At 64.9% G+C, this 14,782-nt stretch carries 15 protein-coding genes; 6 read left to right on the forward strand and 9 right to left on the reverse strand.

What is annotated here, in order from left to right:
- Positions 1-6: 6 nt before the first annotated feature.
- The 5 genes from uppS to rpsB all read right to left on the reverse strand — a co-directional run bounded on the left by uppS (position 7) and on the right by rpsB (position 4,210).
- Entirely contained in the window at positions 7-747 is a 741-nt protein-coding gene (gene uppS, locus ISP20_RS00325; protein WP_204634078.1) for a polyprenyl diphosphate synthase, read from the reverse strand.
- A gap of 28 nt (positions 748-775) precedes the next feature.
- Positions 776-1,333 (reverse strand): ribosome recycling factor, encoded by a 558-nt coding sequence (frr, locus tag ISP20_RS00330; RefSeq protein ID WP_204634079.1) that lies wholly within the window; start codon positions 1,331-1,333, stop codon positions 776-778.
- A gap of 94 nt (positions 1,334-1,427) precedes the next feature.
- Positions 1,428-2,150 carry a UMP kinase gene (pyrH, locus tag ISP20_RS00335; protein WP_204634080.1) on the reverse strand — a complete coding sequence of 241 codons (723 nt, stop codon included), beginning with the start codon at positions 2,148-2,150 and terminating at the stop codon, positions 1,428-1,430.
- 231 nt (positions 2,151-2,381) lie between these two features.
- The gene (tsf, locus tag ISP20_RS00340; protein WP_204634081.1) at positions 2,382-3,260 is read right to left on the reverse strand and encodes a translation elongation factor Ts; all 879 of its coding nucleotides are present in this window, start codon (positions 3,258-3,260) and stop codon (positions 2,382-2,384) included.
- Positions 3,261-3,319: 59 nt separating this feature from the next.
- On the reverse strand, positions 3,320-4,210 hold the full coding sequence (gene rpsB, locus ISP20_RS00345; protein WP_204634082.1) for a 30S ribosomal protein S2: 891 nt from the start codon (positions 4,208-4,210) through the stop codon (positions 3,320-3,322).
- Between the two features lie 348 nt (positions 4,211-4,558).
- On the opposite strand from rpsB, the gene map reads away from it, so the two are divergent.
- From map to ISP20_RS00375, 6 genes are all read left to right on the forward strand, one after another.
- Positions 4,559-5,326 (forward strand): type I methionyl aminopeptidase, encoded by a 768-nt coding sequence (map, locus tag ISP20_RS00350; RefSeq protein WP_204634083.1) that lies wholly within the window; start codon positions 4,559-4,561, stop codon positions 5,324-5,326.
- A gap of 239 nt (positions 5,327-5,565) precedes the next feature.
- Positions 5,566-8,220: a [protein-PII] uridylyltransferase gene (glnD, locus tag ISP20_RS00355; protein WP_204634084.1), complete on the forward strand. Its 2,655-nt coding sequence runs from the start codon at positions 5,566-5,568 to the stop codon at positions 8,218-8,220.
- Positions 8,145-9,155 carry a 2,3,4,5-tetrahydropyridine-2,6-dicarboxylate N-succinyltransferase gene (gene dapD / locus ISP20_RS00360; protein WP_338030957.1) on the forward strand — a complete coding sequence of 337 codons (1,011 nt, stop codon included), beginning with the start codon at positions 8,145-8,147 and terminating at the stop codon, positions 9,153-9,155. The genes glnD and dapD overlap by 76 nt, the downstream gene beginning before the upstream one ends.
- Positions 9,152-9,508, forward strand: a complete 357-nt coding sequence (locus tag ISP20_RS00365; RefSeq protein WP_204634086.1) for a Spx/MgsR family RNA polymerase-binding regulatory protein — start codon at positions 9,152-9,154, stop codon at positions 9,506-9,508. Before dapD ends, ISP20_RS00365 begins: the two co-directional genes overlap by 4 nt.
- Before the next feature lie 13 nt (positions 9,509-9,521).
- Positions 9,522-10,019 (forward strand): DUF2165 family protein, encoded by a 498-nt coding sequence (locus ISP20_RS00370; RefSeq protein ID WP_204634087.1) that lies wholly within the window; start codon positions 9,522-9,524, stop codon positions 10,017-10,019.
- A gap of 19 nt (positions 10,020-10,038) precedes the next feature.
- Positions 10,039-11,100 carry a VIT1/CCC1 transporter family protein gene (locus ISP20_RS00375; protein ID WP_239535131.1) on the forward strand — a complete coding sequence of 354 codons (1,062 nt, stop codon included), beginning with the start codon at positions 10,039-10,041 and terminating at the stop codon, positions 11,098-11,100.
- A gap of 67 nt (positions 11,101-11,167) precedes the next feature.
- Here ISP20_RS00375 and ISP20_RS00380 read toward each other — a convergent pair whose 3' ends face one another.
- From ISP20_RS00380 to ISP20_RS00395, 4 genes are read right to left on the reverse strand one after another with little or no spacing between them, the layout of a single operon-like run.
- Positions 11,168-12,847 (reverse strand): flotillin family protein, encoded by a 1,680-nt coding sequence (locus ISP20_RS00380; RefSeq protein WP_204634089.1) that lies wholly within the window; start codon positions 12,845-12,847, stop codon positions 11,168-11,170.
- Positions 12,848-12,859: 12 nt separating this feature from the next.
- Positions 12,860-13,477 (reverse strand): OB-fold-containig protein, encoded by a 618-nt coding sequence (locus tag ISP20_RS00385; RefSeq protein WP_204634090.1) that lies wholly within the window; start codon positions 13,475-13,477, stop codon positions 12,860-12,862.
- Complete coding sequence (locus ISP20_RS00390) at positions 13,474-14,145, reverse strand: PspA/IM30 family protein (protein ID WP_204634091.1); 672 nt, start codon at positions 14,143-14,145, stop codon at positions 13,474-13,476. Before ISP20_RS00390 ends, ISP20_RS00385 begins: the two co-directional genes overlap by 4 nt.
- Positions 14,146-14,176: 31 nt before the next feature.
- Positions 14,177-14,680 carry a hypothetical protein gene (locus ISP20_RS00395; protein WP_204634092.1) on the reverse strand — a complete coding sequence of 168 codons (504 nt, stop codon included), beginning with the start codon at positions 14,678-14,680 and terminating at the stop codon, positions 14,177-14,179.
- Positions 14,681-14,782 lie beyond the last annotated feature (102 nt).

Below are 14,782 nucleotides of genomic sequence, written 5' to 3' on the forward strand. Positions count from 1 at the left end.
ATGTCCTTACGCCTGTTTGGCGACTTGATCGCCGGTCTTGCCGAAGCGGCGTTCGCGGCGTGCGTAATCGTCGATGGCGCTCTTCAGGCAAGCCTCGTCGAAATCGGGCCACAGCGTATCGGTAAAGTGCAGCTCCGCGTAGGCAAGCTGCCACAAAAGAAAATTGCTGACGCGGCATTCGCCGCCGGTGCGGATGAAAAGATCCAGCGGCGGCAGGTCGGCCAGGCACATCCAGTGGCCGAGCAGCTTCTCGTCGATGTCCTCGGCGCGCAGCTCGCCGCGCGCCACCGCTTCGGCGGCCTTGCGCGCGGCCTGCACGATGTCCCAGCGGCCACCGTAGCTCACCGCGATGTTCAGGTGCAGTGCGTCGTTACCGGCGGTGCGTGCCATGGCGGCCAGCATGCGCTGGCGCAAGCTGCTCTCGAAACTGGCCAGGTCGCCGACGAAGCGGATGCGCACGCCATTGCCATGCAGCTCGTCCACTTCCTTGTCCAGCGCGCGCACGAACAATTCCATCAGCGCGCCGACTTCATCCTGCGGACGCTGCCAGTTCTCGCTGGAGAAGGCGAACAGCGTGAGTACCTTGACGCCCTGGCGCAGGCAGCTCTCGACCACGTTGCGCACGGCCTTGCGTCCGGCGTTGTGGCCGAAGGTGCGCGGGCGATGGCGAAGTTTTGCCCAGCGGCCGTTGCCGTCCATCACGATGGCGACGTGGCGCGGCACTCGCGAGGGGTCGACGCTGGTCATGTGCTTCAGAGGCTGGCAGCGATGGCGCTCAGAGCGCCATCAGCTCCTCTTCCTTGTGCTTGACGACGCTGTCCACGTCTTTCACGAAGCGGTCGGTGAGCTTCTGGATTTCGTCTTCCGCCTTGCGCTCGTCGTCTTCGGTGATCAGCTTTTCCTTGAGCAGGTCCTTGACCTGCTGCATGGCGTCGCGTCGCACGTTGCGGATGGCGATCTTGGCGTCCTCGCCTTCATGCGCCACGTGCTTGGCCAGCTCGCGGCGGCGCTCTTCGGTGAGCGGCGGCATGTTGAGGCGGATGGTGGTGCCGGCGGTGTTCGGCGTGATGCCGACGTCCGACGCCATGATGGCCTTTTCGATCGGCGCCACCAGGCTCTTTTCGAACGGCGTGATGATGATGGAGCGGGAATCGCCCAGCGCAACCGTGGCGACCTGGTTCAGCGGCATGTCCGAGCCGTAATACGGCACCTTGATGCCGTCGACCAGGGCGATGCTGGCGCGGCCGGTGCGCAGCCTCGTCAGCGTGTGCTTGAGCGAGTCGATGCTCTTGCCCATGCGGGTCTGGGCATCGTTCTTGATGTCGTTAAGCATGGGAAACACCCCTCAAACCGTGCAAGCCGGCGAGTATAGCAGGGGGTGGGATGGACGAGGGATGGGTGGGCCTGCCCCCCCATCCCTCGTCGTTTCAGCCTTCCGACACCAGCGTGCCCACCGCCTCGCCATGCATGATGCGCATGAGGTTGCCCGGCACGGTCATGTCGTAGATGCGCAGCGGCATACGGTGGTCGCGGCACAGCGCGATGGCGGCCGTGTCCATCACGGCCAGCTTGCGCTCGATCACCTGGTCGTAGTTGAGCGTGTCGTAGCGCGTGGCGTCCTTGTGGCGGGCCGGATCGGCGGTGTACACGCCATCGACCTTGGTCGCCTTCAGCAGCAGGTCCGCGCCCACTTCCACGGCGCGCAGCGCCGCGGCCGAGTCGGTGGTGAAGAACGGGTTGCCGGTGCCGGCAGCGAACAGCACGATGCGGCCCTTCTCGATATGGCGGATGGCGCGGCGGCGGATGAAGTCTTCCGCCACGTCGTGGATCTGGATGGCGCTCATCACGCGCGCATAGCCGCCGCGGCGCTCGATGGCGTCCTGCATGGCCAGCGCGTTCATCACGGTGGCCAGCATGCCCATGTGGTCGCCGGTGACGCGGTCCATGCCGGCAGCGGCAAGGCCGGCGCCGCGGAAGATGTTGCCGCCGCCGATGACGACGCCGATCTGGATGCCGGCCTTCTGGACTTCGATGATTTCGTCGGCCAGGCGGCCGATCACCTTGGGGTCGATGCCGTAATCTGCCTCGCCCATCAAGGCTTCGCCGGAGAGTTTGAGCAGGATGCGGCGGTAATTAAGCGGTGCGCTCATGGGGTCTCCGGATTGTGTGGGGCAAAACGCGCGCATTGTAACGGCAGTGACGCGAAGGGGTAAGGGTTGCGGCAGTCCAGGGCGTAGGGAAAACCCGGTTTCGGCGTGGGTTTGGCGGTGAATCGATGAGGTGCCCGGCCGGTCCCCGGGTTCGGGCGCGGGGGCAACGGGGTGCACAAAAAAAGCCGCGGTTGCCCGCGGCTTTTTTCGAGACTTCCGGGTGGCGAGGCCTTAGACCTGCATCGCCTTGGCCACTTCGGCCAGGTAGTCTTCCTGCACCTTCTCGATGCCTTCGCCGACCACCAGGCGGGCGACGGCCACGACGTCCGCGCCTTCCTTCTTCAGCGCGTCGCCGACGGTGACGTTGGTGTCCAGCACGTACGGCTGGCCGACCAGGGTCACTTCCGAGACGATCTTGTTGATCTTGCCGGAGATGATCTTCTCCAGGATGTCGGCCGGCTTGGCCTTGTCCTTGTCGGTCATCTGGCTCAGCGCGATCTCTTTTTCCTTCGCGATGAACTCGGCCGGCACGTGCTCCGGCTTGATGTGCGGCGGGTTCATGGCCGCCACGTGCATGGCGATGCCCTTGGCCAGCTCTTCCGAGCCGCCCTTGAGCGCCACGATCACGCCGATGCGGCCGCCGTGCGAGTAGGTGGCCAGCGGGCCGTCGTTGGCCACATGGGCCACGCGGCGCACTTCGATCTTCTCGCCGATGGTGGCGGTCTGGGACTTGGCGGCAGCCTCGACGTTGTCGGCGCCCGGGAAGGCAGCAGCCTTGGCGGCGTCGATGTCGGCGGCGCCCGAAGCCAGCACGGCCTCGGCGACGTCGTTGGTGAACTGCACGAAGTTCGGCGCCTTGGCGACGAAGTCGGTTTCGCTGTTCACTTCGACCAGCACGGCATGGCCGTTGGCCTGGGCGGTAGCGACGCGACCTTCGGCGGCCACGCGGTCGGCCTTCTTGTCGGCCTTGGCCAGGCCGGTCTTGCGCAGGTACTCGATGGCGGCGTCGATGTCGCCGTTGTTCTCGACCAGCGCCTTCTTGCAATCCATCATGCCGGCGCCGGAGCGCTCGCGCAGTTCGCTAACCAGTTTTGCGGAAATGGCAGTCATCTGGGGTCCTCGAATATCTTTGATGCGCCCCGGCCCGTGACGGGCCGGGGCGGTAAGGCTTACTCGGCGTCGGACGAGGATTCGTCGGTGCGACCGCGGCCGCCACGGCCACCGTCACGACGCGGCGCGCCAGCGCCCTTCTTGGCCGGACCACGGTTGTTGCGGTCGTCGCGGCGCGGGGCAGCCTTGCGCTCGTCCTTGGCGACCGGGTTGCCTTCTTCGTCGAGTTCGACGAATTCGTTGGCGTCGCCCTGGGCGGCGGCCGGCGCGGCGGCCTTGCCTTCCAGGATGGCGTCAGCGGCAGCGCGGGCGTACAGCTGGATGGCGCGGATGGCGTCGTCGTTGCCCGGGATGGCGTAGTCGACCAGTTCCGGGTTGTAGTTGGTGTCGACCACGGCGATCACCGGGATGCCGAGCTTCTTGGCTTCCTGCACGGCGATGTCTTCATGACCGATGTCGATGATGAAGAGGGCGTCGGGCAGACGGTTCATGTCCTTGATGCCGCCCAGCGAGTTCTGCAGCTTGTCGCGCTCGCGGCGGCGGGCCAGCACTTCGTGCTTGACCAGCTTCTCGAAGCTGCCGTCGGTTTCAGCGGCTTCCAGTTCCTTCAGGCGGCCGACCGACTGCTTCACGGTGCGGAAGTTGGTCAGCATGCCGCCGAGCCAGCGGGCGGTGACGAACGGCATGCCGGCGCGTGCGGCTTCCTCGGCCAACGGCTCGCGGGCCGAACGCTTGGTGCCGACGAACAGCACGGTGCCGCGCTTCTGCGCGATGGCCGAGAGGAAGTTCATCGCGTCGGTGAAGAGCGGCAGCGTCTTCTCGAGGTTGATGATGTGGATCTTGCCGCGGGCGCCGAAAATGTACGGGGCCATCTTCGGGTTCCAGTAACGGGTCTGGTGACCGAAATGCACGCCGGCTTCGAGCATCTGGCGCATGGTGACTTGAGCCATGGGTGTAACTCCAAATTGTTGGGCCGTCCCATCAGGGAGGTAAGTGGCCCGGGGGTTGGGACCTCCACGCATCCCCGACTTCGACCCCGGCAGCCCGCTATGATTGGGAAGGCTGATCGAGGCACCCCGAAGACGGTGCCGATGCGTGTGTGGCGTTTAAGTGTCCAATCAAGGACTTGTGGGGGTTGCACCGCAACGCGGTTACAATCTCCCTCGCTTTGCGACGACCGCGCGGACCGTTGAAAACGGACACCTCGGGTCAGCAAAACTTCGAAATTGTAGCCGGTGCGCCGGCGATGCGGCAAGTCGCTGGATTTTCAGCAGGTTTGCCGCCATGTGAGTAGAACTATGGCAGTCACTCTTAAAACCCCCGAAGACATCCAGGCCATGCGCGAGGCCGGCAAGCTGGCCGCCGAAGTGCTTGCCATGCTCAAGGAGCATGTGAAGCCCGGCGTGACCACCGAAGACCTCGACCGGCTGGCCTACGAGCACATCGTCAACGTGCAGAAGGCGATCCCGGCCAACGTGGGCTACAACGGCTTTCCCAAGACGCTGTGCACCTCGGTCAACCACGTGATCTGCCACGGCATCCCGACACCCGGCAAGGTGCTGAAGGATGGCGACATCATCAATCTCGATGTCACCGTGATCAGGGACGGCTGGCACGGCGACACCAGCCGCATGTATTTCGTCGGCACGCCCTCGGTGCTGGCCAAGCGCCTAGTGGACACCACCTACGAAGCGATGATGCACGGTATCCAGGCGGTGCGCCCGGGCGCGACGCTGGGCGACATCGGCGCGGCCATCCAGAAGCATGCCGAGGCGGCCGGCTTCTCGGTGGTGCGCGAGTATTGCGGCCACGGCATCGGCAAGGTCTATCACGACGAGCCGCAGGTGCTGCATTACGGTCGTCCGAGCACGGGCCTGGAGCTGAAAAAGGGCATGACCTTCACGGTCGAGCCGATGGTCAATGCGGGCAAGCCGCAGACCAAGCAGTTGCCGGACGGATGGACGGTGGTGACCAAGGATCACTCGTTGTCGGCGCAGTGGGAGCACACCATTGCGGTGACGGATGATGGGTTCGAGATCTTGACGCCTTGGCCGGATGCGGCTTGAGGGCGGATGGTTTTGAGTTTTGGAGGAAAGGTCGCTGCGGCGGCCTTTCTTTTTTGCTCGTGCTGAGGACTAAAGGCGGTGCACCGCACTTCCCCCGCGGGGAGAGGGGCGGGTGCTCGCGGCAGGCTCGCAACAGAAGCCTCAGTTGACGCTCTAGATCTGTCGTCGGCCGCAATTTACGCCTGCACTATCCCCCCATGCGTGGCAGACTTGCTGCATCGCCACATGCGTCCCTGTCCATGCCTGTTGCTCCGATCGTATTGCCCCCCTTGCCACGCCTCCCTGCGGCGGTGCCGCGGTCGGGTGTGTCGGTGGATGCAAGGCGAGCGTTGCGGCAGTTGCTCGGGGACGTGGATCGCGCGTTGGCCACGGCCTTTCGCGATGGCGCGGATGCAGCGGCGTTGGCGCAGCGGCGCGGCGAGTCGGTGCAGCGCATCGTGGTGCATGTGTGGAACGCCTGCCTTGGCGAGGTGAGCGACGCCGCCTTGTTTGCCGTGGGCGGCTTTGGGCGCGGTTTGCTGTTCCCCCATTCGGATGTGGATCTGCTCGCGCTGGTGGGGCCGTCCGAACCGGCGCGACTGCGGGCGTTGGAACAATGCTTTGCCACCTTGTGGGATATCGGCCTGAAAGTGGGTCACGCCGTGCGCGACCTGCCGCAGTGCCGTGTGCTGGCCAAGCAGGACGCCAGCGTGTTCACCAGCCTGCTCGATGCGCGTCGCCTGGTCGGCGATCCGTCGATGGAGAAGGGCCTCAAGGCGATCGTCGACGATCCGGCGTTGTGGCCGCCGGCAGAGTATCTGGCGGTGCGCCTGTCCGAGCGCGATGCGCGCCACGCACGCTACAACGACACCGCCTACAACCTCGAACCCAATCTCAAGGATGGCCCGGGCGGCCTGCGCACGCTCGATGCGTTGCGCTGGCTGGGCCGTCGTCTCGCACATGCGGACGACTTCGACGACATGGTCGTCGAGGGCCTGCTCGATCCCGCCGAAAAGGACACGCTGGAACAATCGGAGTCGACGCTGCGCCGCTATCGCTTTGCCTTGCATCTGGAGGCGGGGCGTGCCGAAGAGCGCCTGCTGTTCGACTACCAGCGTGCGCTGGCTGCGCGGCTGGGTTTCCAGGACGAGCACGAGAAGAACCTCGGCGTCGAGCAGTTCATGCAGGGCTACTACCGCGCTGCCAGCCAGGTCGAACGGCTTGGCGTGCAGATCGTCGAGCGCTTCGAGGAGATGCTGGAACCGCCGGCCAATCCGCAAGCGGTCGGCGAGGATTTCGTGCGCTACGGCAAGCGCATCGCCGTGCGCGACCCTGATCTGTTCATGCGCCGACCGGCGTCGCTGGTCGAAGCGTTCATCGCCAGGCTGGGCGAACCGGGCATCACCGGTTTCACGGCGGAAACCATGCGTCGCATGCACCAGGCATCGGCGTTGCTGGATGGCGCGCTGGCCGACGATCCCGACGTGCTGGCGGCGTTCCTGCGCCTGTTGCAACAGGGTGCCCCTGCGGTCGAGGCGATGTGGCGTATGAATCGCCACGGCCTGCTGGCGGCAATCTTGCCTGCGTTCGGCAAAGTCTTCGGCCGCATGCAGTACGACCTGTTCCATGTGTATACGGTCGATGAGCACACGCTGCGCGTGCTGCGCAACGTGGCGCGTTTCGCCGATGCCGATGCCGCGACCGATTTCCCCATCGCCTGCAAGATCTGGCCGAGCCTGCCCAAGCCGGAACTGTTGCTGCTGGCGGCGCTGTTCCATGACATCGCCAAGGGGCGCGGCGGCGATCACTCCGTGCTGGGCGAGGAAGAGGCGCTCGCCTTCGGCCGTCGCCTTGGTCTGCCGGAAGAAGACACGCAACTGATCGCCTGGCTGGTGCGCTGGCATCTGCTGATGAGTACCACGGCGCAGCGGCAGGACATCACCGATCCGGACGTGGTGCATCGTTTCGCCGATACGGTGGGCACGTCCACGCGGCTGGATTACCTGTATCTGCTGACCATCGCCGACATCATCGGCACCAGCCCCAAGTTGTGGAACGGCTGGAAGGATCGTTTGCTTGCGGACCTCTACACCTCCACGCGCTACGCGCTGCATAGCGAGGAGGAGCTGCCTTCGGACGCTGCCGCGCGCGTGCGCAGCTGCAGCGAGCAGGCATTGGCGTTGCTGGAGCAGGAAGGTTTTACGGCCGACGTATGCCAGCGCGTGTGGCGCGGCTTTCCCGAATCGAGCTTCCTGCGCCATCGCCCGGAACAGATCGCCTGGCAGACGTCGGCCATCCTGCGTGCGAAAGGCGCCACGCCACTGGTCGAGGTGCACCCGAAATCGGTGCGCGGCACCACCGAGCTGTTTGTCTACGTGCCCGATCGCGACGGCTTGTTTGCCGCTGTCACCGCCATGCTCGACCGCCTGCATTTCTCGGTGATGGAAGCGCGCATCCTGAGTTCGCCCACGGGCATGGCACTGGATACGTTCCTGCTGCTCGAAGCGGACACCCAGCAGCCGGCGACGCCGGAGCGCGCCGACGAACTCAAGCAACGCCTGCATCGCGCGCTGTCGCAGCCAGGCCACGTGCACCAGCCGTCGCGCCGCAGCATGTCGCGCCATCTCAAGCATTTCCAGGCGGCGCCGAAGATCGCCTTCAGTACGGTGAACGGACGCACGCGGCTGGCGCTGGTGTGCAGCGATCGCCCGGGCCTGCTCGCTGCGGTGGCGCAGGGCATGATGGATGCGGGCGTGCGCGTGCACGATGCGCGCATCGCCACGTTCGGCGAGCGCGTGGAAGATTTCTTTCTCATCACCGATCGCCACGATGCGCCGCTATCCATCGAGCTGCAGGATCGACTGCTGCATGCCTTGGTCGAACGGCTCGGACCGGCGAAAGAGCTGCGTGCCTGAGCTGGCCTGCGCGCGACTCGCGATGCCGGCCTTTTCTTGTCAGAATTCCTTGTCCTCTGCGGCGCGCCGCATTGCCGCTTCCTCCCGTTTCCCTTGCCGTGACCACCATGCAGACTCTTGAAACCCTCATCAACGACGCCTTCGAACGACGCAACGAACTGACCCAGGCCGAGATCGACACGCATCTGCGTCCCGCTGTGGAGCAGGTGATCGACCTGCTGGAATCGGGCGAGCGCCGCGTCGCCGAGCCCGATGGCAACGGCGGCTGGGCAGTGAACCAGTGGATCAAGAAGGCCGTGCTGCTGTATTTCCGCCTCAACGGCAACCGCGTGGTGGATGGCGGCCCGGCGATGGCGTTCGACAAGGTGCCGCTGCGTTTTGCGCACGGCAACGGCGCTGAGCTGGAAGGGCTGGGCGCGCGCGTGGTGCCCGGCGCGCTGGTGCGCCGCGGCGCGCACGTAGCGAAAGATGCCGTGCTGATGCCGAGCTACGTGAATATCGGCGCCTATGTCGGCGCAGGCACCATGGTCGACACCTGGGCCACGGTGGGCTCGTGCGCACAGATCGGCGCCGGCGTGCATCTGTCGGGTGGCGTGGGCATCGGCGGCGTGCTGGAACCGCTGCAGGCCAACCCGACCATCATCGAAGACAACTGCTTCATCGGCGCGCGTTCGGAAGTGGTCGAAGGCGTGATCGTGGAGAAGGGCAGCGTGATCGGCATGGGCGTGTTCCTCGGCCAGTCCACGCGCATCTACAACCGCGCCACCGGCGAGATCAGCTATGGCCGTGTACCGGCCGGCAGCGTGGTGGTGTCGGGCAGCCTGCCGGCGAAGGATGGCTCGCACAGCCTCTACGCGGCGATCATCGTCAAGCAGGTGGACGAGAAGACACGTAGCAAGACCGGCATCAACGAACTGCTGCGGAGCGCCGAATGAGCGTGACCCTGTACGGCCTCACTACCTGCGATACCTGCCGCAAGGCGCGCAACTGGCTCGACCGCTTCGAGGTGGCCTACACCTTCGTCGACTATCGGGCAAACCCCGTGCCCGCGGCCACGCTGAAGAGCTGGGCGCAGCAACTGGGCGGCTGGGAAAAGCTGGTCAACAAATCCTCCACCACCTGGCGCACATTGCTGCCGCAACGCAAGAACCCCGCCAGCGACCCGGAGTGGACGCTGTTGCTCAAGGAGTATCCGGCGCTGGTGCGTCGTCCGGTAGTCGTGCAGGACGACGATTCGGTCAGCGTGGGTTTCACCGATAACGGTTTCAAGAAACTGTTCGGACGCTGAGGACCTCGCTGCCATGGTGGTTCGCCTCTCCCGGATCGTGTTGCTCGCCGCCATCGCGCTGTGGCTCGTGCTGGTGGCCTTCGGCAACCTCACCGACTACGGCAGCAACTGGCCCTTCGTGCAGCATGTGCTGGCGATGGACACCATTTTTCCCGGCGCGGGCATCCACTATCGGGCGATCACCTCGCCCTGGCTGCAACACCTCGCCTATGCACTGATCATCGCCACGGAAACGCTGGCGGCGGTGCTGTGCTGGCTGGGTGTGTGGAGGCTGTGGCGCGCTCGCAAGCTCCCGGCGGCGTTGTTCCATCGCGCCAAGCGCATGAGCGTGCTCGGCCTCAGCGTGGGCGTGGCGCTGTGGCTGGGCGGCTTCATCGCGGTGGGTGGCGAGTGGTTCGGCATGTGGATGTCCACGCAGTGGAACGGGCTGGAGAGTGCATTCCGCTTCGTGGCCGTGTTGCTGGTGGCGCTGGTCTATCTCGGCCAACGCGACGGCGAGTTGGACGAATGAATCCGCTGGAGACGCCGTGATGGATCGTCGCGCACGACACTACCGCAGCAATCTTCGTATCGAGCGCGACAACGCGGCGCTTTACGAACGGCTGTCCGAACTCGCCGCCGACCAGCGCCTGCGCCGTGCCTACCGGCGCATCGCCGAGGGCGAGCAAGCCAATGCCGCGTTCTGGGAGGCGCAGCTGACGCAGATGGGTGTGCAGGTACCCCCGGCACGCATCGGTGCGCGCGTGAAGGTGCTCACCTTGTTTGCGCGTCGCTTCGGCACCGAGTTCGTGATGCCGACCGTGGTGCGGCTGGAACATGCCGACCATCTGCCGACGCCGGTGGATCGGGAAGGGCACCGCAACCATTTCCTCGAAACATCGACGCCCACCGCGCGCGGTGGCCGCCATCGCACCCAGAGCGGCAACACCCTGCGCGCCGCCGTGCTCGGCGCCAACGACGGACTCGTTTCCAACGGCAGCCTGGTGATGGGCATGGCCGGTGCGGCAGCGGGCGATCACGCCATCCTGCTTGCGGGCTTTGCGGGCCTGGTGGCCGGCGCCTGTTCGATGGCGCTGGGCGAATGGCTGTCGGTCAACAGCTCGCGCGAGTTCTATCAGGCGCAGATCGCCGCACGCGCCGAGCGCCTGGCCGTATCGCCGGAAGACGGCAAGCGCAGTCTCGTCGGCATCTATCGGCAGAAAGGCATGGACGCCAAGGTCGCCGAGGAATTGGCCACCCAGGTGGCCGAGCACCCACGCACGGCGCTCGATACCCTGGTGCGCGAAGACCTCGGCATCGATCCGGATGAATTGGGAGGCTCCGCCTACGGTGCCGCCCTTTCCTCGTTCTGCCTGTTCGCATTGGGCGCGCTCTTTCCCGTGGCACCGTACTTGTTCCTGCACGGCCACGCCGCCTTCGTCGCCAGCATCGCCTCGACCATCGCCGGACTGGTGCTGATCGGCATGGGCACCGCACTGTTCACCGGCCGCAGCATGGTGTTTTCCATCGCGCGCCAGCTGGGCATCACGGTGGCAGCGGCGGGCATCACGTACGTGGTGGGGCACGTGTTGGGAACGGCGCTGGCGGGTTGACAGCTGTCCCTGCTTGATAAAAAAAGCCCGCCGAAAAGCGGGCTTTTTTTGTTCCGGGCTTAACGCCTCAATGAGTGTCGCTAGGCACCGTCTCCACTGGCAGCGTGGTGGTGCTGCTCAGGTCATGTTTCACACCATTGACCAGGCCGGCAAGGCTGTCACCCTTCATGCCGATCTCGCCGAGCACAGCATCCAGTATCGGCTGCTGGGCGCGATAGGCGAGGGCGGCCGACACCGCTTGTTCCGCAAGGTTGCCGCCGCCTGCGCTGGCCGAAGCCCCCGGCCCTGCGGAAGCGTTGCCACGATTGAGTCCATCGACCTGCACGATCTTGATGCCGTCGATCTTCTCCATCGGTTTGACCGAGGCTTCGATGATGCCGGGCAATGCGGCAATCAGCGCCTGTTTGATCTGCAGCATGATCTGCTCGGATCCCAACGTGTTGAGCGATTCGTTGCGCATGCGAATGCCTGCGGCCTCCACTTCAAAGCGCACGCGATCGGCTTCGGCGCGGATGCGAACGGCCTGGGCATGGTTGTCAGCAGCGTCGCGCTCGGCTTCGGCGGATACCTTGACGCCGATGGCCTGCTGTTGCGCATCCTGTTCGGCGGCCACCAACGCAATCTGCTTGTCGCGCTCGGCAATGGCCACGTCGCGCGCGGTTTTGACTTGTTCCTCAGCCCGTGCCGCGAGGGCGCGAGCCTCGTTCGCCACCTGTTCGGCTTCCGATTGCGCCTTGGAGCGTTCGGCGATGGCGATCAGCTTTTCCTGGTCGGCGAGCGTCGTGCGCTTCTGCTGTTCGATCTGCGAGACCTGGATTTCGCGTTCGGCTTCGATCTGGCGTTGCTTGACGGCGCGTTCTTTTTCGACCTGCGCTTCACGCACCAGGCGCTCGGCGTCGATTTTCGCCTGCTCCGCCTCGCGTTCGCGCTGCGATTGGATGGCGGCGATCTCGGCCTTCTGCTGAGCTTCGCGAGTAGCCACCTCTTGCTGCTGGCTCAGCGTGGCGAATGTTTGCTGCTTGTCGATCTCCAGCCGCTTGTTGGTCGCCTCGTAGTTCATTTGCGCAATGGAGACAGCAGTCGTCTGCTCAATCTCGTTGCGCTGCTTGGTGCGCAGCTGGGTGGCCTCGGTAAGCTTGGTGAGGCCTTCCGCGTCGAACGCGTTGTTGGGATCGAAGTACTGCATCGGGGTCTGGTCGACACGCGTGAGCGATACGCTCTCCAGTTCCAGGCCGTTCTTCAACAGGTCCTCGGATACGGCGTGCTGCACGGCCTGGATGAAGTCCTGGCGCTTGTCCAGCAGCTCTTGCATGGTCATCGACACCGCGGCGGCGCGCAGGGAGTCGACGAACTTGTCTTCGACCAATTCGCGCAGGCTGTCGGGCGCCATGGTGCGTTGGCCCAAGGTCTGCGCCGCGTTGGCAATGCCTTCCACACTCGGGATGACACGAACGAAGAAGCCCGCCACCACGTCGACACGCATGCGATCACGGGTGAACAAGCTGTCCTTGCCTGCGCGCGCCACTTCGAGCTTGAGCGTGTTCATGTTCACCGACATGATTTCATGGAACACGGGCAGCACCAGTGCGCCGCCATCCATGATGACCTTTTGTCCGCCCATGCCCGTGCGGACGAACGACATTTCCTTGGAAGAGCGCCGGTAGAGGCGGGCAATGGTCAAGCCCACCACGATCAGGCCAATGAGCACGATGCCAACCACAATGGCAATTTCAATCAAGCTGTTCATCTCAAATCCTTCTCAGACGAGTAGATCGGGTCGCGGGTTGGGTATGGCGACGAAGCGGGATCCGTCGATCTGACGTACCAGCAGCACATCGCTGCCAATCGCCAGTTCGCCTACCGTTTCGTCGGGTTCCACCATCAGGTACAGCGTGTGGCCTTGGCCGTCGGAGGTCTTGGCCTGTGCCGCGTAACCCGCGCGGGCGTGTCCCAGCATGGTGGCGACCCTACCCACCAGGCTGGCGAAAGAGACAGCATAGGTTTCCTCGCGCGGCATCAGTCGGCCGATGCCGGTGCCCAGCGCGCGCATCACGGGGATACTGGCGAGCACGGCCAGTGGCACGGATGCCCAGCGCGGCGGTACCAGGTGCAGCAAGCCCGCGCCCAGCATGTTGATGACGAGGCCGGTGGTCGCAAACATGGTGAGGAAGATCGCCACCAGCACCAGCAGCGGCGCGCGTCCCACGTGCAACCATCCCAGGAAACCATCGGGAGGTTCGTGGCCGACCATGCCGTCGAGCCAGTGCCAGGCACTGGCGCCGAACAACAGAGAAAGCCCCTCGATGATGCCGAGCGCAATCAGCACGCCCAGCGCCGCGACATAGGGCAGCGATTCGGGCAGCAGGAAGAAACTCATGAGTGCGTCGAACCCGTGGTCTTCAGGGCGGCGAGGCGTTCGTCGATGCGCTTCCTGCGTTGCAGGTCGGCCAGTTCCTTGAGTTTCATCGCATCCCCCGGTGCGGTACCGAAGCCTACCACGCCTGTTTCACGAGCCATCACGCGGTCGAAGGCCGACTCGGCACGGGTGACCTTGCCTTCGCGGGCGCCGTGGGTCGGCGCCTGCCCCGGCGCGTCGTCCCGACGGCGCGTGGCGACGAACTCCGCAAGGATGGCTTCGCGTTCTTCCTTGCGCGCCAACAGCGCACGCAGATAGCCCTCGCACTCGACGCCCCGTTCGCGTTGGCTGGCAAGATTCTGCTCGAGCACCGGCAACTGGTCTTCGATCAGTGTCTGCCGTTCCAGGCAGGCAACAGCCAGATCGTCGCGCTGCTCCTGCACCGCGAGCTCGGCCTTGCCGGAAAGATCCTCGTGTTCCCCGGCGAGCTTGCCGATGCGGGTGGCCAATTGATGCTTGGCTGCCTCGATGCGGCCCAGTTCCATGCGCACTTCATCCACGACCTGGTCGATCTCGCGGATGGCCTGTGCCAGTACGGCTTCCGGTGCCAGGCCTTCGACCTTGTCGAGCAGCGCGTGGGCACTGCCGCTGATGAGACGGACAACACGATCCTGCAGGCTGTCGGACATAGCCGTTCTCCTTGATGAAAGTCGTGAAAACTCAGGACTGGGGTTGTGCAGCGCGCACCGCGTCGATCAGTTCGCCGAGGCGCGGCAATTGCCGCGCGATGGCGTTGTCGTCGTAGGTGGAACTGGCCGGCGTGATGCCCAGCCGCAGCAGCGTGCTGAGCAGGGAGACGCTGCGCTGGAGCAGCATGTCCTCCACCTGGCGGGCGCGCGCCGGGCTGGCGTCGGTGTGGATATGTTCGGAGGCGAGCAGCGCCATGAGTTGCGGCACCCATTCAAGCATCGCCGCTACTACTTCGGAGCGCTTGGACGAGCGGTGCTCGTAGGCCGCCACTTCGCGCGCGAAAGGCTGCACCACATCCCTCAGCCAACTCAGCGCAAGCTCGTAGGACTGGCTGCCGTCATGTTCCCGGCGGTGCAGCTGGATCACGGCGCGGAGTTTGTCCGACGGCGTGTTGGCGCCCTTGATGTCCAGCGAGGTCAGCCATTCGAAGTCGTCCTGGGGAACGCGTACGGACAGCGGGATGGACACGGACATAGGTGTGTTCCTTTGCATACGATTGCATACAAATGAATGCTGCGCCGATTTTTGCTGCTTGTCCAGTGCTGCTGCCTGAAGGAGTTTCCGGAGGCCTTGCTA

Origin of the sequence: Dyella kyungheensis (genome assembly GCF_016905005.1) — a bacterium.
In the GTDB taxonomy this organism is placed as follows: domain Bacteria; phylum Pseudomonadota; class Gammaproteobacteria; order Xanthomonadales; family Rhodanobacteraceae; genus Dyella; species Dyella kyungheensis.

Excerpts from the sequence above, each read along its gene's own strand:
- ISP20_RS00365 (WP_204634086.1), top strand. The coding sequence starts at position 9,152 with ATGAGCGTGACCCTGTACGGCCTCACTACCTGCGATACCTGCCGCAAG.
- glnD (WP_204634084.1), top strand. The coding sequence starts at position 5,566 with ATGCCTGTTGCTCCGATCGTATTGCCCCCCTTGCCACGCCTCCCTGCG.
- map (WP_204634083.1), top strand. The coding sequence starts at position 4,559 with ATGGCAGTCACTCTTAAAACCCCCGAAGACATCCAGGCCATGCGCGAG.
- tsf (WP_204634081.1), bottom strand. The coding sequence starts at position 3,260 with ATGACTGCCATTTCCGCAAAACTGGTTAGCGAACTGCGCGAGCGCTCC.
- ISP20_RS00380 (WP_204634089.1), bottom strand. The coding sequence starts at position 12,847 with ATGAACAGCTTGATTGAAATTGCCATTGTGGTTGGCATCGTGCTCATT.
- pyrH (WP_204634080.1), bottom strand. The coding sequence starts at position 2,150 with ATGAGCGCACCGCTTAATTACCGCCGCATCCTGCTCAAACTCTCCGGC.
- frr (WP_204634079.1), bottom strand. The coding sequence starts at position 1,333 with ATGCTTAACGACATCAAGAACGATGCCCAGACCCGCATGGGCAAGAGC.
- ISP20_RS00375 (WP_239535131.1), top strand. The coding sequence starts at position 10,039 with ATGGATCGTCGCGCACGACACTACCGCAGCAATCTTCGTATCGAGCGC.
- ISP20_RS00385 (WP_204634090.1), bottom strand. The coding sequence starts at position 13,477 with ATGAGTTTCTTCCTGCTGCCCGAATCGCTGCCCTATGTCGCGGCGCTG.
- rpsB (WP_204634082.1), bottom strand. The coding sequence starts at position 4,210 with ATGGCTCAAGTCACCATGCGCCAGATGCTCGAAGCCGGCGTGCATTTC.
- ISP20_RS00370 (WP_204634087.1), top strand. The coding sequence starts at position 9,522 with ATGGTGGTTCGCCTCTCCCGGATCGTGTTGCTCGCCGCCATCGCGCTG.
- uppS (WP_204634078.1), bottom strand. The coding sequence starts at position 747 with ATGACCAGCGTCGACCCCTCGCGAGTGCCGCGCCACGTCGCCATCGTG.
- ISP20_RS00395 (WP_204634092.1), bottom strand. The coding sequence starts at position 14,680 with ATGTCCGTGTCCATCCCGCTGTCCGTACGCGTTCCCCAGGACGACTTC.
- ISP20_RS00390 (WP_204634091.1), bottom strand. The coding sequence starts at position 14,145 with ATGTCCGACAGCCTGCAGGATCGTGTTGTCCGTCTCATCAGCGGCAGT.